This is a genomic window from Aquipuribacter aurantiacus (assembly GCF_051216895.1).
Classification (GTDB): Bacteria; Actinomycetota; Actinomycetes; order Actinomycetales; family JBBAYJ01; genus Aquipuribacter.
On sequence record NZ_JBPKAO010000003.1, the window covers coordinates 82,922 to 98,949 of the forward strand.

The 16,028-nt window shown below is 75.7% G+C and carries 14 protein-coding genes; 9 read left to right on the forward strand and 5 right to left on the reverse strand.

The window, feature by feature from the left end; all coding sequences use genetic code 11:
• The first annotated feature begins 64 nt into the window (after positions 1-64).
• Positions 65-2,104, forward strand: a complete 2,040-nt coding sequence (sucB, locus tag ACR80Q_RS05245; RefSeq protein ID WP_435376519.1) for a 2-oxoglutarate dehydrogenase, E2 component, dihydrolipoamide succinyltransferase — start codon at positions 65-67, stop codon at positions 2,102-2,104.
• A gap of 4 nt (positions 2,105-2,108) precedes the next feature.
• Positions 2,109-2,999: a TIGR01777 family oxidoreductase gene (locus ACR80Q_RS05250; RefSeq protein ID WP_435376520.1), complete on the forward strand. Its 891-nt coding sequence runs from the start codon at positions 2,109-2,111 to the stop codon at positions 2,997-2,999.
• Positions 3,000-3,011: 12 nt separating this feature from the next.
• Here ACR80Q_RS05250 and ACR80Q_RS05255 read toward each other — a convergent pair whose 3' ends face one another.
• Positions 3,012-4,418 carry a protein kinase domain-containing protein gene (locus tag ACR80Q_RS05255; protein ID WP_435376521.1) on the reverse strand — a complete coding sequence of 469 codons (1,407 nt, stop codon included), beginning with the start codon at positions 4,416-4,418 and terminating at the stop codon, positions 3,012-3,014.
• Between the two features lie 70 nt (positions 4,419-4,488).
• Between ACR80Q_RS05255 and ACR80Q_RS05260 the strand changes: the two genes are divergently transcribed.
• Genes ACR80Q_RS05260 through ACR80Q_RS05275 form a run of 4 tightly spaced genes read left to right on the forward strand, consistent with a single transcriptional unit; the run spans position 4,489 to position 8,462 of the window.
• Complete coding sequence (locus ACR80Q_RS05260) at positions 4,489-5,919, forward strand: NAD(P)/FAD-dependent oxidoreductase (protein ID WP_435376522.1); 1,431 nt, start codon at positions 4,489-4,491, stop codon at positions 5,917-5,919.
• A complete protein-coding gene (locus tag ACR80Q_RS05265; RefSeq protein WP_435376523.1) occupies positions 5,909-6,643 on the forward strand; it encodes a Type 1 glutamine amidotransferase-like domain-containing protein in 735 nt (244 codons plus the stop codon). Before ACR80Q_RS05260 ends, ACR80Q_RS05265 begins: the two co-directional genes overlap by 11 nt.
• Entirely contained in the window at positions 6,640-7,695 is a 1,056-nt protein-coding gene (cobT, locus tag ACR80Q_RS05270; RefSeq protein ID WP_435376524.1) for a nicotinate-nucleotide--dimethylbenzimidazole phosphoribosyltransferase, read from the forward strand. The genes ACR80Q_RS05265 and cobT overlap by 4 nt, the downstream gene beginning before the upstream one ends.
• Positions 7,695-8,462, forward strand: a complete 768-nt coding sequence (locus ACR80Q_RS05275; RefSeq protein WP_435376525.1) for an adenosylcobinamide-GDP ribazoletransferase — start codon at positions 7,695-7,697, stop codon at positions 8,460-8,462. Before cobT ends, ACR80Q_RS05275 begins: the two co-directional genes overlap by 1 nt.
• A 278-nt stretch (positions 8,463-8,740) precedes the next feature.
• Here the strand turns inward: ACR80Q_RS05275 and ACR80Q_RS05280 are convergent, their stop codons facing one another.
• Complete coding sequence (locus ACR80Q_RS05280) at positions 8,741-11,248, reverse strand: MMPL family transporter (protein ID WP_435376526.1); 2,508 nt, start codon at positions 11,246-11,248, stop codon at positions 8,741-8,743.
• A 102-nt stretch (positions 11,249-11,350) separates the two neighbouring features.
• On the opposite strand from ACR80Q_RS05280, the gene ACR80Q_RS05285 reads away from it, so the two are divergent.
• Positions 11,351-11,875 carry a MarR family winged helix-turn-helix transcriptional regulator gene (locus ACR80Q_RS05285; protein ID WP_435376527.1) on the forward strand — a complete coding sequence of 175 codons (525 nt, stop codon included), beginning with the start codon at positions 11,351-11,353 and terminating at the stop codon, positions 11,873-11,875.
• Positions 11,872-12,549 (forward strand): lipoyl(octanoyl) transferase LipB, encoded by a 678-nt coding sequence (gene lipB, locus ACR80Q_RS05290; RefSeq protein ID WP_435376529.1) that lies wholly within the window; start codon positions 11,872-11,874, stop codon positions 12,547-12,549. The genes ACR80Q_RS05285 and lipB overlap by 4 nt, the downstream gene beginning before the upstream one ends.
• Positions 12,550-12,591: 42 nt before the next feature.
• On the opposite strand, the gene ACR80Q_RS05295 is transcribed toward lipB, so the two are convergent.
• Together ACR80Q_RS05295 and ACR80Q_RS05300 are read right to left on the reverse strand one after the other, a co-directional pair.
• Positions 12,592-13,698 carry a phosphatase PAP2 family protein gene (locus ACR80Q_RS05295; protein ID WP_435376531.1) on the reverse strand — a complete coding sequence of 369 codons (1,107 nt, stop codon included), beginning with the start codon at positions 13,696-13,698 and terminating at the stop codon, positions 12,592-12,594.
• Between the two features lie 121 nt (positions 13,699-13,819).
• Positions 13,820-14,308, reverse strand: a complete 489-nt coding sequence (locus ACR80Q_RS05300; protein ID WP_435376532.1) for a hypothetical protein — start codon at positions 14,306-14,308, stop codon at positions 13,820-13,822.
• 89 nt (positions 14,309-14,397) lie between these two features.
• Between ACR80Q_RS05300 and ACR80Q_RS05305 the strand changes: the two genes are divergently transcribed.
• Positions 14,398-15,114: a TetR/AcrR family transcriptional regulator gene (locus ACR80Q_RS05305; RefSeq protein WP_435376533.1), complete on the forward strand. Its 717-nt coding sequence runs from the start codon at positions 14,398-14,400 to the stop codon at positions 15,112-15,114.
• Here the strand turns inward: ACR80Q_RS05305 and ACR80Q_RS05310 are convergent.
• Entirely contained in the window at positions 15,088-16,008 is a 921-nt protein-coding gene (locus ACR80Q_RS05310; RefSeq protein WP_435376534.1) for an alpha/beta fold hydrolase, read from the reverse strand. The genes ACR80Q_RS05305 and ACR80Q_RS05310 overlap by 27 nt on opposite strands.
• Positions 16,009-16,028: the final 20 nt, after the last annotated feature.

Consider the following 16,028-nt stretch of genomic DNA (forward strand, 5'->3'; position numbering starts at 1 on the left):
CGACCTCGGCTCCACCGGAGCCAGCCCAGTCCCGCACAGCACGAACGACGGAGGACGACCAGACATGGCGAACCCGGTCAACATGCCGCCCCTCGGTGAGAGCGTCACCGAAGGCACGGTCACCCGATGGCTCAAGCAGGTCGGTGACCGGGTGGAGCAGGACGAGCCCCTGGTGGAGATCGCGACCGACAAGGTCGACACCGAGATCCCCTCCCCGTTCGCGGGGACGCTCCTGGAGATCAGCGTCGACGAGGACGAGACGGCCGAGGTCGGCTCGCAGCTCGCCGTGATCGGCGAGGAGTCCGAGGCCGGCGGGTCCGGCGACGGCGGGTCCGACGGCTCGTCGGGCTCGTCCGGCTCCGACGAGCCCGCCTCCTCCGGCGAGGCGTCCGGCTCCGACCTGCCGGCCGCCCAGGACTCCGGCTCGTCCGGGTCCGACGCCCAGGGCTCCCAGGACTCCGGGTCCGGCGACCCCGGGCCGCAGGACGAGGTCGCGGCCGAGGACGCCGACGAGCCGGCCGACACGCCGAGCACGGCCGCGGACGCGCCCGCCGAGAAGCCGTCCGCCGACACCCAGCAGGGTGGCGGCGGGACCGAGATCGTCATGCCCGCCCTGGGCGAGTCGGTCACGGAGGGCACCATCACCCGCTGGCTCAAGGCCGAGGGCGACACCGTCGAGGTCGACGAGCCCATCGTCGAGGTCGCCACCGACAAGGTCGACACCGAGATCCCCTCCCCCGTGGCGGGCACGGTGCTGCGCATCATCGTCGGCGAGGACGAGACCGCCGAGGTCGGCGCCCCCCTGGTCGTCGTGGGCGACCCGTCGGCCTCCGGCGGCTCCGCGCCCGACGGTGACGCCGGCGGCGAGGCCCCCGCCGAGGCGCCCGCGCAGGAGGAGGCACCGAAGGACGAGGCACCGAAGGACGAGGCGCCTGCCGCCGACGCCGAGGACGCCGCGGCCGAGGAGCCCACCACCCAGGACAGCTCGGCCGAGCAGTACAACTCCGCCGAGTCGCAGGTCCCTCAGCCCACGGCGCTGGACACGTCCCCGACCACCACGTCCAGCGAGCAGGGCAAGGGCGGCGAGGGCCAGTCCTCCGGTGGCTCCGCGGCCTCGACCGGCGGCATGTCCGCGGTGTCCGGTGGCGACGCCAGCGGCTACATCACCCCGATCGTCCGCAAGCTGGCGGCTGAGAAGGGCGTGGACCTGTCCGAGGTCAGCGGCACCGGGGTCGGCGGCCGGATCCGCCGTCAGGACGTCCTGGCCGCGGCCGAGGCGGCCGAGAAGGCCGCCCAGCAGCCGGCTCCCGCCGAGGCGGAGGCACCCGCCCCCGCTGCGGCGCCCAAGACCCCGGCCAAGGCCGCCCCGGCCGCCGAGGTGTCCGCCAAGCGGGGCACCCGCGAGAAGATGACGCGGCTGCGCAAGGTCATCGCCCAGCGCATGGTCGAGTCCCTGCAGGTGTCGGCCCAGCTCACCACGGTCGTCGAGGTCGACGTCACCCGCGTCTCCGCGCTGCGCAACCGGGCCAAGGGCCCGTTCCAGGAGCGCGAGGGCGTCAAGCTGTCGTTCCTGCCGTTCTTCGCCCTGGCTGCCGTCGAGGCGCTCAAGGCGTTCCCGGTGGTCAACTCCAGCATCGACGGCGACGAGGTCGTCTACCACGGCGCCGAGCACCTGGGCATGGCCGTGGACACCGAGCGGGGTCTGCTGGTCCCGGTCATCAAGGACGCCGGCGACCTCAACATCGCGGGGCTGGCCCGGAAGATCGCCGACCTGGCCGAGCGGACCCGGACCAACTCGATCAGCCCCGACGACCTGAGCGGTGGCACCTTCACGCTGACCAACACCGGCAGCCGGGGCGCCCTGTTCGACACGCCGATCCTCAACCAGCCCCAGGTCGCCATCCTGGGCACGGGGGCCGTGGTCAAGCGGCCGACGGTCGTGACCGACAGCGAGGGCAACGAGTCCATCGCCGTCCGCTCGATGGTCTACCTGGCCCTGTCCTACGACCACCGCATCGTCGACGGGGCCGAGGCCGCGCGCTTCCTGTCCGCCATGAAGCAGCGGCTCGAGGACGGCGCCTTCGAGTCCGACCTGGGTCTCTGAGCCGGTGAAGGTCGCCGTCACCGGTGCGTCCGGGCTGATCGGTTCCGCCCTCGTCCCCGCGCTGCGCGCGTCGGGTCACGAGGTGGTCCGGCTGGTCCGGCGCCCGGCGACGGCCGACGACGAGGTCACCTGGGACCCGAAGGCCGGCACGGTGGACCTGGTGGGGCTCGCCGGCACCGACGCGGTCGTCCATCTGGCCGGGGCCGGCGTCGGGGACAAGCGCTGGAGCGAGGCCTACAAGCAGACGATCCTCCGCTCCCGGGTGGACAGCACGCGGACCATCGTCACAGCCATGCTCGAGCTGGACCCCCGTCCCTCGGTCCTGCTGTCCGGGTCGGCCGTCGGCTACTACGGCGACCGCGGCGAGGAGGTCCTGCTGGAGACCAGCGCCCGCGGCGACGGCTTCCTCAGCGACGTCGTGGTGGCCTGGGAGGCCGAGGCGCAGCCGGCCGCCGACGCCGGGATCCGGACCGTCCTGCTGCGGACCGGGCTGGTGATGGCCCCTGGCGGCGGCGCGTTCGGACGGCTGCTGCCCATCATCAAGGCCGGGGTCGGCGGACCGATCGGGGACGGCCGGATGTGGTGGCCGTGGATCACGCTGGTCGACGAGGTCCGGGCCATCGAGTTCCTGCTGACGGCCGACGTCTCCGGCCCCGTCAACCTGGGGACGCCGCACCCGGCCCGCAACGTCGACGTCACCCGGACCGTGGCGCGCGCCCTGGGTCGGCCCGCGCTGGTGCCCGTGCCGGGCTTCGCGCTCCGGATCGTGCTGGGCGAGTTCTCCGAGGACGTCACGGCCAGCCAGCGGATGGTCCCGCAGGCCCTGTCGGAGGCCGGGTTCGACTTCGTCCACGGTGACCTGGACCACGCCGCGAGCTGGCTCGCCGACCAGTAGGCGGCGCACGGGTCAGCCCGCGACCCGGCTGACCAGCCACCGGCCGTCGTGCTGGTCGATCCGCACGACGACGTCCTCGAGGACCGCCGCTGCCCCGTCCGTCGTCGTGGTCAGACTCACCGCCGCCTCGACGGCCCCGTCGTCGTCCGGGTGGTCCGCGACGTCCGCGGCGTCCACCGAGTCCAGGGGGCCCACCGCCTCGACGGACAGCACCTCGTAGCTGACGTCGACCGGCCCGGAGCGCAGCAGCTCCCGGTCCCCGGCCAGGGTCGTCCCGTCGGGGTGGTGCACCCGGGCGAGCAGGTCGACGTCGCCGCTGCGGAGCGCCGCCTGCCGCGCGCCGACCAGGGCCCGGACCTCCCGCTCCAGGCCCGGGCCGTCCAAGGTCCCGGGGACGGTGGTCGACGCGACGGTAGTGGCGACGGTCGCGTCGTCGGCTGCCGCCACCGTCGGGGGCGGGTCGCCGAGCCGGTGGCTCACCGCGCCACCGGCCGCCACGAGCAGCAGCGTCAGCACGGCCGCCGCCATGGCCCCCCGCGGGTGCGGCCACCGTCGCCGTCCCGGTGCGGGCGAGGGCCGCTGCCGAGCCGCCGAGGCACGCACCCGGTAGGTGACGGCCTCGTCCGCGCGCACGCCCAGGGCGGCGGAGGGCACCAGGCCGACCGGCTCGGCGTCCGTGGCGGCGCGGGCCGCGGCGGCCAGGTCCGACGGCGGGGGTCGGCGCCGCGGGTCCGGGTCCAGGCCGGCGGTGACCGCGTCGAGGAGCTCGTCCGGGCACTCGGGGACCAGCAGGCGCAGCGGGAGCCGGTCCTCGGCCGCGGGTGGCACGGCCCCGGTCAGGGCGAGCCACGCGACGGCCGCCAGCCCGTGCACGTCGGCCGCGGGCGAGGGGTCGCCCCCGGCCACCACCTCCGGCGCCGCGAAGCCCGGCGTCGCCACGGGCGACCCCGTCCCGGCCAGGCCCGCCGAGCCCAGGTCCCCCAGCACGGGCCGACCGCGCTCCACGAACAGCACGTTGGTCGCGCTCACGTCGCCGTGCACGACGCCGCGCGCGTGCAGCCAGGCCAGCGCGTCGGCGAGCGGGGCCACGACCGTGACGACCTCGCCCGGGCGCAGGCAGCCCCGCGCCTGCACCTGGGCCGCGAGGGACCCGCCACCGGCCAGGACCGTGACGACCGCCGGGGGGTCGTGGCTGACCCGGCGCACCTCCAGCACGTGCGGGTGGCCGGTCTGCTGCGCGAGGGCGCCGTCCACGACCGCCGGCACCCCGGCGAGCAGCTTGACCGCGACCCGGGTCCCGTCGAGGAGGTCCGTCCCCGCCCACACCTCCCCCGTCGACCCGCGCCCCACGAGCTGGCCGAGGCGGACCCCGGCCACCGTCGCGCCCGCCACCCGTCGCTGCGTCGGCCCACCCGTCATCGCCCCATGCCACCACGGTCGGGACCGGTCCCGCGGGCGCCGTCCACAGGCGGGCGACTACGGTGCTGCCGTGCCCTCTCGTCCCGTGACCGCCCCTGGTCGGAGCCCCGTCGACGCCTCGGGACCGCCCGGCGCCGCGGACGTCGTCGTCGTCGGTGCGGGCCTGGCCGGGCTGGCCTGCGCGCGGGAGCTGATGGGCAGCGGCCTGGACGTCGTCGTCCTCGAGGCCGACGACGGCGTGGGCGGCCGGGTCCGCACCGACGACGTCGACGGCGTCCTGGTGGACCGGGGCTTCCAGCTGCTCAACCCGACCTACCCCGTCCTGCCGTGGTTCGTCGACGTCGACGCGCTGCGGCTGCAGGCACTGGGTGCCGGCGTCGTCGTGGCCCGGGGCGACGACCCGACCACCCGCACGCTGCTGGCCGACCCCGTCCGCCGTCCCGACGCCCTGCCGGGCGTGCTGCGCTCGGGCCTGGTGACCGTCCGGGACCTGGTCGGGCTGGCGCGGCTGGCCGGGCGGGCCCTGGCCCTGCCGGTGCGCAGCCTCGAACGGGCCCCCGACACCGGCTGGCACGCCGCGTTCGACGCCGCGGGCCTGGACGGGCCGCTGCGCCGGCACGTGGTCGAGCCGTTCCTCACCGGCACGCTCGCCGACGCCGACGGCAGCACCTCCCGACGCCACGTCGACCTGCTGCTCCGCTCCTTCGTCAAGGCGGGGCTGGGGGCCGCCCCCGGGTTGCCCACCGGCGGCATGCAGGCGTTCTCCGACGCCGTCGCCGCCCCGCTGCCCGCCGGGAGCGTCCGCACCCGCGCCCGGGTGGAGTCGCTCACCGCCACCGGCGACGGCTGGACCGTCCACGGCGTCCACGCCGACGGCGAGTTCGCGGTGGTCGCCGGCACGGTCGTGCTGGCCGGCGAGGCCCGCTCCACCGCGTCGCTGCTGGAGCGCCCGGCGGCACCCGACCGGGCGCTCACCACGGTGTGGCACCTGAGCGCCGAGCCGCTGCCCGTCGCGCGCCGGGGCCACTACCTGCACGTCGACGGCGACCGCTCGCACCTGCGCCGGTTCGGCCTGGTCAACACGGTCGTGGTAAGCCGCAGCGCCCCCGACTACCTGCCGCCGGGCCTGCACGGGCGGCGGGACCTGGTCGCGACGACGGTGCTGGGCACGTTCGGCGACGAGCGGGCCGCCGCCCTGCGCAGCATCCGCACCCAGGCGGCGCGGGTGCTGGGCGCGAGCGAGCAGCAGCTGGGCGACGAGGTCGCCGTGCACGAGATCCCTCACGCCCTGCCGCGGAGCACGCCCCCGCTGGACGTCCGACGCCCCGTGGACCTGACCGACGGTCGCTTCGTCGTCGGTGACCACCGTGACACCCCCTCCATCCAGGGGGCGCTGGTGTCCGGCCGACGCGGCGCCCGCGCCGTGCTCGAGCACCTGGGGCTGGGGCCTGACGGCGTCAGGACCTCGCCCCCCACCCGAGAGGACAGCAGTGCCCGCTGACACCCCCACGATCGTCGCCACGTCCGGGGGGTGGGTGCCGGGGCACCGGACCCGGATCGCCTTCGGGCCGCTGATCCAGCACTGCCTGGACCTGTCGGGGGTGCACGGGCGCACGCCGCGGCTGACCCACCTGGGCACGGCGGGCGGCGACCAGGGCCACTGGAACGCCTGGGTCCTGGAGGCGGGGCAGGCGGCGGGGGTGGAGACCACGAACCTGTCGCTGTTCCCGATGCCGAGCGTCGACGACGTCGCCGGGCACCTGCTGGACGCCGACGTCGTGTGGGTCAACGGCGGCTCGGTCGTCAACCTGCTCGCGGTGTGGCGCGCGCACGGCCTGGACACCGTCATGCGGCAGGTCTGGGAGGCCGGTGTGGTCCTGGGGGGCGTGAGCGCGGGCTCGATCTGCTGGCACACCGGCGGGACCACCGACTCCTTCGGCCCGGGCCTGGACCCCGTGACGAACGGCCTCGGGCTGATCCCGTACGACAACGGCGTGCACTACGACTCCGAGGCCCGTCGTCGCCCGCTGGTGCACTCCCTGGTGGCCGACGGGACCCTCGGTCGGACCTACTGCACCGACGACGGTGCGGGCCTGGTGTACCGCGGCACCGAGCTGTCCGAGGCGGTCGTCGAGCGGGACGGCGCGGGGGCCTACGTGGTCGAGCGCGACGAGTCCGGTCAGGCCGTCGAGGAGCGGCTCGACGTCCGGGACGTGCGCCGGTGAGCCCGAGCCCCGCCGTGGGTTCCCCGCCGGCACCGGACGCCGCGGCCGCCGCGGCCGCGGCCGCGCGCCTCGGGTCGCTGGCCACCCCGCCGGGTGCCCTGGGGCGGGTCGGGGACCTCGCCGTCTGGTGGGCCGGCGTCCGTGGCCTGGCGCTGCCACCGCCACCGCAGCAGGTCCACCTCCACGTGGTCGCGGGCGACCACGGCGTCGCCGTCCGCGGGGTGTCCGCCTTCCCGGCGTCGGTCACCCCGCTGATGGTGGGGGCGTTCCTGGACGGCGGCGCCGCGGCGACCGTCCTGGCCCGACGCCACGGCGTCCGCGTGCGCACCCACGACCTGGCCGTCGACGTGGACTGGCCCGCCGGCACCGACCCCGCCCTCCTGGCCCACAAGGTGCGCCGGTCGTCCGGGCCGATCGACACCGAGGACGCGCTGGGCCCCGGCGAGCTGGACGCCGCCCTGGCGGCGGGCCGGGCCATCGCCGACGAGTCGGTCGACGCCGGCGCCGACCTGCTCGTGGTCGGGGACATGGGCATCGGCAACACCACCCCCGCCGCCGCCCTGGTGGCCGCGCTGCTGCACCTGCCCGCCGCGGCCGCCACGGGTCGGGGCACAGGGGTGGACGACGACGCCCTCCGGCGCAAGACCGACGTCGTGGCCGCGGCGGTGGCCCGCGCCACCGAGCAGCACGGCGAGGACCCGCGGGCGCTGCTGGGCGCGCTGGGCGGCGCGGACCTGGCCTGCATGACCGGCATCCACCTGCAGGCCGCGGCCCGGCGCACCCCGGTGCTGCTGGACGGCGTGGTCGTCACCGCCGCCGCCCTGGTCGCCGAGCGGATGGCGCCCGGCTCCGCCGCCTGGTTCGCGGCCGGTCACCGTTCCAGCGAGCCCGCCCACGCCCCCGCCCTGGCCGCGCTGGGCCTGGCCCCCCTGCTGGACCTGGGGATGCGCCTGGGCGAGGGCAGCGGCGCGCTCGTGGCCCTCCCCCTGCTCGGGGCCGCCGCGTCGCTGCTGGCGGAGACGGCCTTGCTCGCCGACCTGCTGGACGGCTGATGCGCCCGAGGGCGCTGGTCGACGGCCTGCGGCTCGGCTTCGGCACCCTGACCCTGCTCCCGGTCAAGGCCCCCGGGTCGGTGGACCGGACCGCGGCCGCGGTAGCCATGACGCTGGCGGTGCTGCCCGGCGCGGTGGTCGGGCTCCTCGCCGGAGCGGTCGCCGCCGCGCTGCTGCTCCTGGGTCTGGCCGCCGGGGTCGTCGGGGTGGTCGCCGTCGGCGTGGCCGTGCTGCTCACCCGGTTCCTGCACGTCGACGGCCTCGCGGACACCGCCGACGGCCTGGTCGCCGGTCACACCCCCGAACGCGCGCTGGAGGTCATGCACCGCGGCGACGTCGGGCCCGCCGGGGCGACCTCGCTGCTGCTGGTGCTGGGCGGTCAGGCGGCCGCGGTCGGGGCCCTCGTCGAGGACCGACCGTGGTGGGCGGTGGTGGGGCTGCTCACCCTGGCCTGGGCCGCCTCGCGCGCGGTCCTGGCGCTGCTCACCGCGGTCGGGACGCGCCCCGCCCAGGCCGGCGGCCTGGGGGCGGGTGTGCTGGGCTCGGTGCCGAGGGCGCTGTGCTGGGTGCCGGCCGGGGTGCTGGCGCTGCTGGGGCTGGTCCTCGCCGGCCCGGTCGCCGCGCTCGCCGTGCTCGCCGCCGTGGTGGCGGCCGGCGCGCTGGCGTCCCACGCCCACCGGCGCCTCGGCGGGCTGACCGGCGACGTGCTCGGCGCAGGGGTCGAGGTGGCCCTGCTCGCCGCGCTCGCCGTGCTCACCGCTCTCTGACCGCCCCACCCGCACCGTACCGACCGCACCGACCGCACCGGCCACACCGCTCGCACCGGTCGCACCGGCCACACCGCTCGCACCGGCCACACCGGTCGCACCGGTCGCACCGGTCGCACCGCGCCGTACCGACCGCCCCGCTCGCACCGACCGCCCGCGCCGTACCGACCAGCGACACGACACGCGGCCTCGACGGCCTAGTGCCGCCCGGCGACCGTCCGGTGTCGCTGGTCGGTACGCCGGGCGGGCGGGCGGGCGGGACCGAACCGGCCCGGGGGTCAGGCGACGGGCACCGCGTCGGGGTCGACGTGCTTGCCGTGGGCCCGGGCCGCCAGCTCGCCGGGGGCGTCGGCGCGGGACATCGGGTGCGGCCACCAGATCCGGCGACCGATCTCGTAGCCCAGGGCCGGCACCAGCAGGGACCGGACGACGAAGGTGTCCAGCAGCACGCCGAACGACACGATGAACGCGATCTGGGCCAGGAACAGGATCGGCAGGACACCGAGCGCCGCGAACGTCGCCGCGAGCACGATGCCGGCCGAGGTGATCACTCCCCCGGTCACCGACAGCCCGGCGAGGATGCCGGGGCGGGTGCCGATCCGCAGCGACTCCTCCCGCACCCGCGTCATCAGGAAGATCGAGTAGTCGATGCCCAGCGCGACCAGGAACACGAACCCGAACAGGGGCACGGCGGGGTCGGCCCCCGGGAAGTCGAACACGTAGCGGAACACCAGCGCCGACGCGCCGAGGGTGGCCGCGAAGGACAAGATGTTGGCCGCCAGGATCAGCGCCGGCGCCACGACGCTGCGCAGCAGCAGGGCGAGCACCACGAAGATGACGACCAGGACCACGGGGATGATCCGGTACAGGTCGGCGGTGGACACGTCCAGCACGTCGAGCTGCTGGGCGGTGGCCCCGCCCACCAGGGCGTCCCCGCTGACCTCGTCCAGGTCGGACCGCAGCTGCTCGACCGTCGCCTGGGCGGCGAGGGAGTCCGACGGGTCGGACAGGACCGCCTCCACCTGCACCCGGCCGTCGACCACGACGGGGTCGCCCGGGACCGTCGGGTCGGGGCCGGTCTCGCTCGTGAGGGTGGCGGACTCGACGCCGTCGGTGGCCGCCACCAGCTCGAGGACGGCGTCCGCGTCCGCCTCGGGCGCCACGACCAGGGTGGGTGAGTCCGAGCCGGCCGGGAAGTGCTCGGCCAGCACCTCGCCGCCGGTGACGGACTCCACCTCGACGAGGAACACGTCGGACTGCGCGACCCCGTCGGCGTCCAGCAACGGCAGGAACGCGGCCAGGGCCCCGAGCGCCACGACCGTGGACACCCACACCCGCCGAGGGCGCCGCCCGATGGTGCGCGCCAACCGGGCCCACACGCCCGTGGCGCTGGTGTCCGCCGAGCCCAGCCGGGGCTCCGACGGCCAGAACACCCAGCGGCCCTGCTCGGTGGGCTCCCCCGCGGACTCGCGGCGGCGACGCCGGGCCCGCAGCCGCAGACCCACCAGCACGGTGAGGGCCAGACCGACCAGGGCCCCGACGACCGCCAGGCCCAGCACCACGGCGGTGTCGGCGTCCAGCAGCACCGCGACGAGAGCAGGCACCCCCGCCCCCGCGCCCACCGCGAGCAGGGCCACCAGCGGGCCCGGCAGCAGCAGCGCCGCCGGCAGGAACGTCAGGGCCGAGACCATGGCCGTGACGATCCCGACCGACGCCACCGGACCCAGGCCACGGTTGCTGCCGAGGTCGGACAGCAGCAGGCACAGCAGGCCCAGGATCACCGTCGTGCCCGAGGCCACGATCGGCTCGAACGCCCGCCGCCAGGCGATCCCCATCGCGCGGTAGCGGTCGTCGTGACGCCTGAGCTCCTCGCGGTAGCGGGCCACCAGCAGCAGCGCGTAGTCGGTGGCGGCGCCGACCACGAGGATGAAGAGGATGCCCTGGGACTGCCCGTTGAGGTCGACGACCCCCTCGCGTGCCAGGTAGAAGACGATGACGCTGGCCGCCGCGAGGGCGAAGACCGAGCTGAAGATGACCAGGAACGGCAGGGCGGGGCTGCGGTAGACCAGCAGCAGGATGACCAGCACCGCGGTCAGCGCGACCCCCAGCAGGATGCCGTCGATCTCGCCGAACGCCTCGACGAAGTCGGCGGTCGCCCCGGCGGGGCCCGCCACGTAGCTGATGAGCCCCTCGGGCAGCCCGTCGTCGGCGTCGCGCACCGCCTCGACCAGCACCCCGACGGCCGTCTCGCCGTCGGCCAGCGGTTCCTCCACGGCGGCGCTGTCGAAGGGCAGCAGCAGCAGGACGGCCTCGCCGTCCTCGGACGGGATCACCGGGACGGCTCCCCCGCCGGGCGCCTGCGCCGCCGCGGGGTCGGGCGCGACGAGGAAGTCCCGCAGGACGACGTCCGGGAGGTCGTCCTCGGCCGTGCCGACGGGCACCGTCAGCCCCGGGAGGTCGGCGGCGAACGCGGCGACCCCTTCCAGCTGCTCCGGCGTCAGCGCCCCGTCGGGCGACTCGACGACCACGAAGGCGGGGAAGGTCTCGTCGTCGCTGAACCCGGCGCTCAGCTCGCTGACCTCGGTCGACTCCACCCCGTCGGGGAGGAAGGCCGCGGCGTCGTTCTCCTGCACCTCCGCCAGGCGACCCTGGAACGGCCCGCCCACCGCCGCGACGGCCAGCCACACGACCAGCAGCAGGGCCGGGACGAGCCAGCGCAGCCGGGAGCCCGAGCGCTCCCGGTCGGGCTGGGGGGCGGCGCGGTGGGTGTGGGTGTCATCGGGCACGACGACCCTCGCAATCAGTTCGTAGGCTAACCATCAGCATGCGTAGGGTAAGGGCATGTCCCGCCCGCGTCATCCCCCGCGTCACCGGATACCGTTCGTCGGATGGGACCCGGTCGCGAGGAGCACGTGATGCCGACCGGCCACGCCCTGCCGGGCGGCGAGAACGGCGGGACGGCTCGCGACACGGCGGCCGAGAGCGGGGAGGACCCGACACGGTGGGCCACGGGGCGCCTCCTGTCCACGGCCGCCCGCCTGGTCGAGCACCGTTGGAACGAGGGTCTCGCCACGTTCGGCCTGACGCACGCCGGTTTCGGCGTCATCGCGCACCTCATGGGTGGACCGCTGTCGCAGCACGAGATCGCCGGGCGGACCAAGGTCGAGGACCAGACCATGTCGCGCACGCTGGACCGGCTGGAGCGGCAGGGCCACATCGAGCGGGCGCAGGACGCCGCCGACCGACGCCGGCGGATCGTGTCGGTCACCACCGAGGGGCGCGCGGCCTTCGCGACCGTGGCCCGCTCGCAGCTGGACCGCGAGCTGGTCGACGAGCGGATCGCCGCGCACTGCGACCTGACCGCGTTCCGGGCCGCGCTGCTGGCCCTGATGGACCCGGAGGACGCCGGATGACCACGACCACCCCCGGCCCCACCCGCCCCCGCGGCGACGTGGTGGTGCAACGGCCCGGCGGGCTCGTCCCGTACCTGGACGGCTGGGCCCTGCAGCGTGAGCAGCACGCGCTGGTCGCCGACGGCGGCCCGGACCGGTTGCTGCTGCTGCAGCACGAGGCGGTCTACACCGCGGGGAAGCGCACGGCCCCGTCGGACCGCCCCAGCGACGGCACCCCGGTCGTGGACGTCGACCGCGGCGGGCGCATCACGTGGCACGGCCCGGGGCAGCTGGTCGGCTACCCGCTCGTGCGTCTGCCCGACCCCATCGACGTGGTGGCCTACGTGCGCGCCCTGGAGGCGGCGCTGATCGCCGTCTGCGCCGAGGTCGGCCTGCCCACCGGGCGCGTCGACGGACGATCCGGGGTCTGGGTGCGCGGCGACGGCTCCCCCGGCCCGGGCGGGCTGGACCGCAAGGTGGCGGCCATCGGCGTCCGGGTCGCGCGGGGCGTCACCATGCACGGGTTCGCCCTCAACTGCGACTGCGACCTGTCCTGGGCCGCCCCGATCGTGCCGTGCGGCATCCCGGACGCCGGGGTGACGTCCCTGTCGGCCGAGCTCGGCCGGCAGGTGCGCGTGGCGGACGTCCTCGACCTGGTCGAGCGCGAGGTGCTCGCGGCCCTGCCGTCCGCCTGAGGCGCGACGTGCGCGTCGGGCGACCCGCCGGGACCGCTGACCTCAGCGTCCGGGGACCCCGGTCACGGCGGCCGGGGACGCCTCGAGCGCCACGGCGGCCGGCGGTTCGGCGGACGGTCTCCAGCTCGACCGGCCCACCATGACGCGGGCCAGCATCACCGACGCCCACGCGACGAAGGCGCCCGCCACCACGTCCAGGACGTAGTGCCAGCCGAAGTACACCGTGGCCACGGCCGTCAGGGCGAAGAACGCCCAGGTGAGCCACTGGACGAAGCCGGGCATCCGGGTGAGGGTGACGATCAGCGCCGCCGTCAGCGTGATCGACGTGTGCAGCGACGCGAACGCCGCGACGCCGTGCACCGCCGAGGTGGCGAACGGGTCGGCGAGCACCTCGGCCCGGTTGCGCCACAAGGCGGCCTGCAACCCCGTCACGGCCGTGTCGGGCAGGTCCGTGAACCGGTAGGCCTCCACGTAGATGGGGCCCAGCGCGGGCAGCATGTAGTAGGTCGCGGTGCCGAGCACCCAGTTCAGGCTGAGCGCGATGGCGTACCAGGCGCCACGCATGATGTTGTCGCCCCACACCAGCGCGGCGGCGAGCGAGATCGGCACCAGCGGCAGGTAGATCATGTAGACGAACGACAGCAGCTCGGCGCTGGCCCCGGTCCCGAGCAGCTCGTGGAGCATGTCGCCGGGGTGGCTGCCGAACGCCAGCCAGCGGTCGGAGTCGACCAGCCACGGGTCGTGCAGGTCCTCGCGCAGGAACGGCAGGAAGCTCTTGAGGTTGCGGTAGGCGACGTAGCAGACGTAGAAGACGCCGAACCCGAGCGCCGTGAGCCCGAGCCGTCGACCCGACCACCGCTCACGCACGACGTCACGGACGACCTGGCCGATCGCGCCACCGCGGTAGGTCCGGCGCGCGACGCGGGGTACGACGTCGACCAGCATCATCGCCAGCGCGATGAGGGGCAGCCGGATGTAGCTGGGCCCCAGGAAGCCGTCCGGGTCCCGCAGCGGGAGGTCGGCCACAGCCGCCGTGAGCACCGCCAGGGCCCCGAACGCGAGGGCCAGGACCACCCCGCTGACGTACAGCCGGCGCCACCCCAGGACCTGCGTGCGAGAGACCTGCTGCTCCCCCTGAATAGTCTCCATCACCACGAAAAGTACAGGGCCTGGCGGACAGTCGTGCACCGCACGGTCATGACCTGCGGGTTCACCCGGTCTGAACGAGGTCTGAACATCACGTGACAACCGGTCCGCGACCGCCCCGGCGTCATGCGTCGACGACCTGCATCCCGGCGGCGGCCAGCAGCCCGAAGCCCAGCCCCCACAGGGTGATCGACAGCAGCTGCCACAGCACGACGGCCCGGCGGTCGGCCCCGAACGTCACCATCGCCATGGACGTCACCTGGCTGGGCAGCAGGGTCTGACCGAGCAGGCTGACCCCGGCGACGCCGTAGCGGTCGAAGCGCCGCTTGAGCTTCTGGCGCCGGGGTGACGGCTCGGGCGCGTCGGGGCCGAGCCGGTCGACGCGTCGACGCCGGATCCGGTCCCCCAGCGTGACCACGAGGACCATGCTCACCATGTTGCCGACCACGGCGGCCACGATCGCCACCCCCACCGGCACCCCGACCAGGACCCCGATCGCGCCGGCCCCGTAGCTCTCGACGTAGGGGGCGGCCCCGGCCAGCAGCACCGTCAGCCACTGCCACAGCGGGTCGGTCCCCTCCACCAGGTCACGGACACCCTCGAGCCCCACCACCCCTGCTCCTCTCCTCGACGTCCCCCGCCCGACCGAGCGGTACTGGCACACCGTACCAATAGTCTGGTACACCGTGCTAATCTCGCCTCGTGGGCCGGGGTACACGCGTCGACCGCAGGGAGCAGATCCTCGACGCCGCCCAGGAGCTGCTCACCGAGGGCGGGTTCGCCGCGGTGAGCGTGAGGGCCGTGGCGTCGCGGGCGGGCATCGGCGCCAGCACGATGCGGTACTGGTTCCCCAGCCAGGAGTCGCTCAGCGAGGCGATCGCCCGTCGAGCCCTGTCCGTCGAGCTGCGCGACCACCGGATCGCCGACCCGACCGTGCCGGCGGTCGACCGCCTGTCGGAGTGCATGTCGCAGTTCCTGCCGCCCGTGGACGGTGGTGCGCCGGCCGGTCTGGGCCCCGCACGGGCCTGGTTCACCCTCGCGCAGTCCGCGCTGGGTGTCGACGCGACACCGGTGGGCCGGGCGATGTACTCCGGGATGGTCGAGGCGTCGTACGCGGCGGTGCACCGGTGGCTGCGTCGCCTCGTCGCGGAGGGAGCCCTCATCGCCGACGTGCCGACCACGGCGCTGGCCCTGCTCACCCGCGTCGACGGCCTGATGCTGGGGCTGCTGTCGCCCGGGACGCCGCTGGACCAGACGACGGCCGCGGCGATCCTCCGCACCGACGTCGAGCGGCTGCTCGCCGCCGGACCGGCAGCCGACCGCACCGGGGACGCCGGGGCCGGGACCGGGACCGGGACCGGGACCGGGACCGGGACCGGGACGATGGTGGGTTCAGCCGGAGGCCTGACCTCGCCGTAGCTCCTGCCGCAGCACCCGGACCAGCTCCGGCGGCGCGGTGAAGGCCACCCCGTGCGCCGCACCCGGGACGACGACCAGCCGGGCCCCCGGTGTCCCGGCGACGACGTCCTCGCACCAGGCCTGCCGGACCACCGGGTCCCGCTCCCCCCGCACCACCAGCAACGGGACGTCCACCGTGACGTGCAGCTGGTCGACCGCACGACGGATGGCCCGGCTCATCAGGGTGACCATCTGGCCGGGGCCGGCCCGCAGGTAGTCACCCACGGCCAGCAGCAGCAGCGACGGGGGCTCGAGCCGGGCGTCCTGCAGCAGGTGCAGGGCCAGCCGGCCCACGCTGCGACGCTCGGGGTCTCCCGTCGGGGCGATGACCACCAGACGACGCACCCGCCCCGGCGCCTGCAGGGCCACCTCGCCTGCGACCTGCGCGCCGAGCGAGTGCCCCACCAGGACCGCCTCCGCCACGTCGACCTCGTCCATCCAGGCCAGCACCACCCGCGCCAGCTCGTCGATGCCGAGCATCCCGGCTCGCGGCTGCGGGCTCCGCCCGTACCCCGGCAGGTCGGGCGCGAGCGCCCGGGTGTGCCGACCCAGCGCGCGCAGCAGGGCCGACATCGACCGGCTGGACATGCCCAGGCCGTGCAGCAGGACCACGGGGACGTCGTCGGCCCCCACGCCGGACGGGGGTTCGGCCTCGGCCGCCACGACGGCCTCGGGCTCGGCCCCGGTGGCGGGCGAGGACTCGCGGTGCCACATCCGACCCACGACGTCCTCGCCCACGGGTCGACGGCGGGTGACGAGCCACCACAGCACGAAGAGCACGCCCGACAGGCCGAACCCGACCGCGGCGAGCTGCGCGGCGGGCTTCGCGCAGCGACGCACGAGACGAGTGCCCACCGACGTCCTCCCCGAACCTG

What these genes read in the sequence shown, in the direction of transcription:
- ACR80Q_RS05295 (WP_435376531.1), bottom strand. Translation starts at nt 13,698, where the DNA reads ATGGAGACTATTCAGGGGGAGCAGCAGGTCTCTCGCACGCAGGTCCTG.
- sucB (WP_435376519.1), top strand. Translation starts at nt 65, where the DNA reads ATGGCGAACCCGGTCAACATGCCGCCCCTCGGTGAGAGCGTCACCGAA.
- ACR80Q_RS05255 (WP_435376521.1), bottom strand. Translation starts at nt 4,418, where the DNA reads ATGACGGGTGGGCCGACGCAGCGACGGGTGGCGGGCGCGACGGTGGCC.
- lipB (WP_435376529.1), top strand. Translation starts at nt 11,872, where the DNA reads ATGACCACGACCACCCCCGGCCCCACCCGCCCCCGCGGCGACGTGGTG.
- ACR80Q_RS05285 (WP_435376527.1), top strand. Translation starts at nt 11,351, where the DNA reads ATGGGACCCGGTCGCGAGGAGCACGTGATGCCGACCGGCCACGCCCTG.
- ACR80Q_RS05275 (WP_435376525.1), top strand. Translation starts at nt 7,695, where the DNA reads ATGCGCCCGAGGGCGCTGGTCGACGGCCTGCGGCTCGGCTTCGGCACC.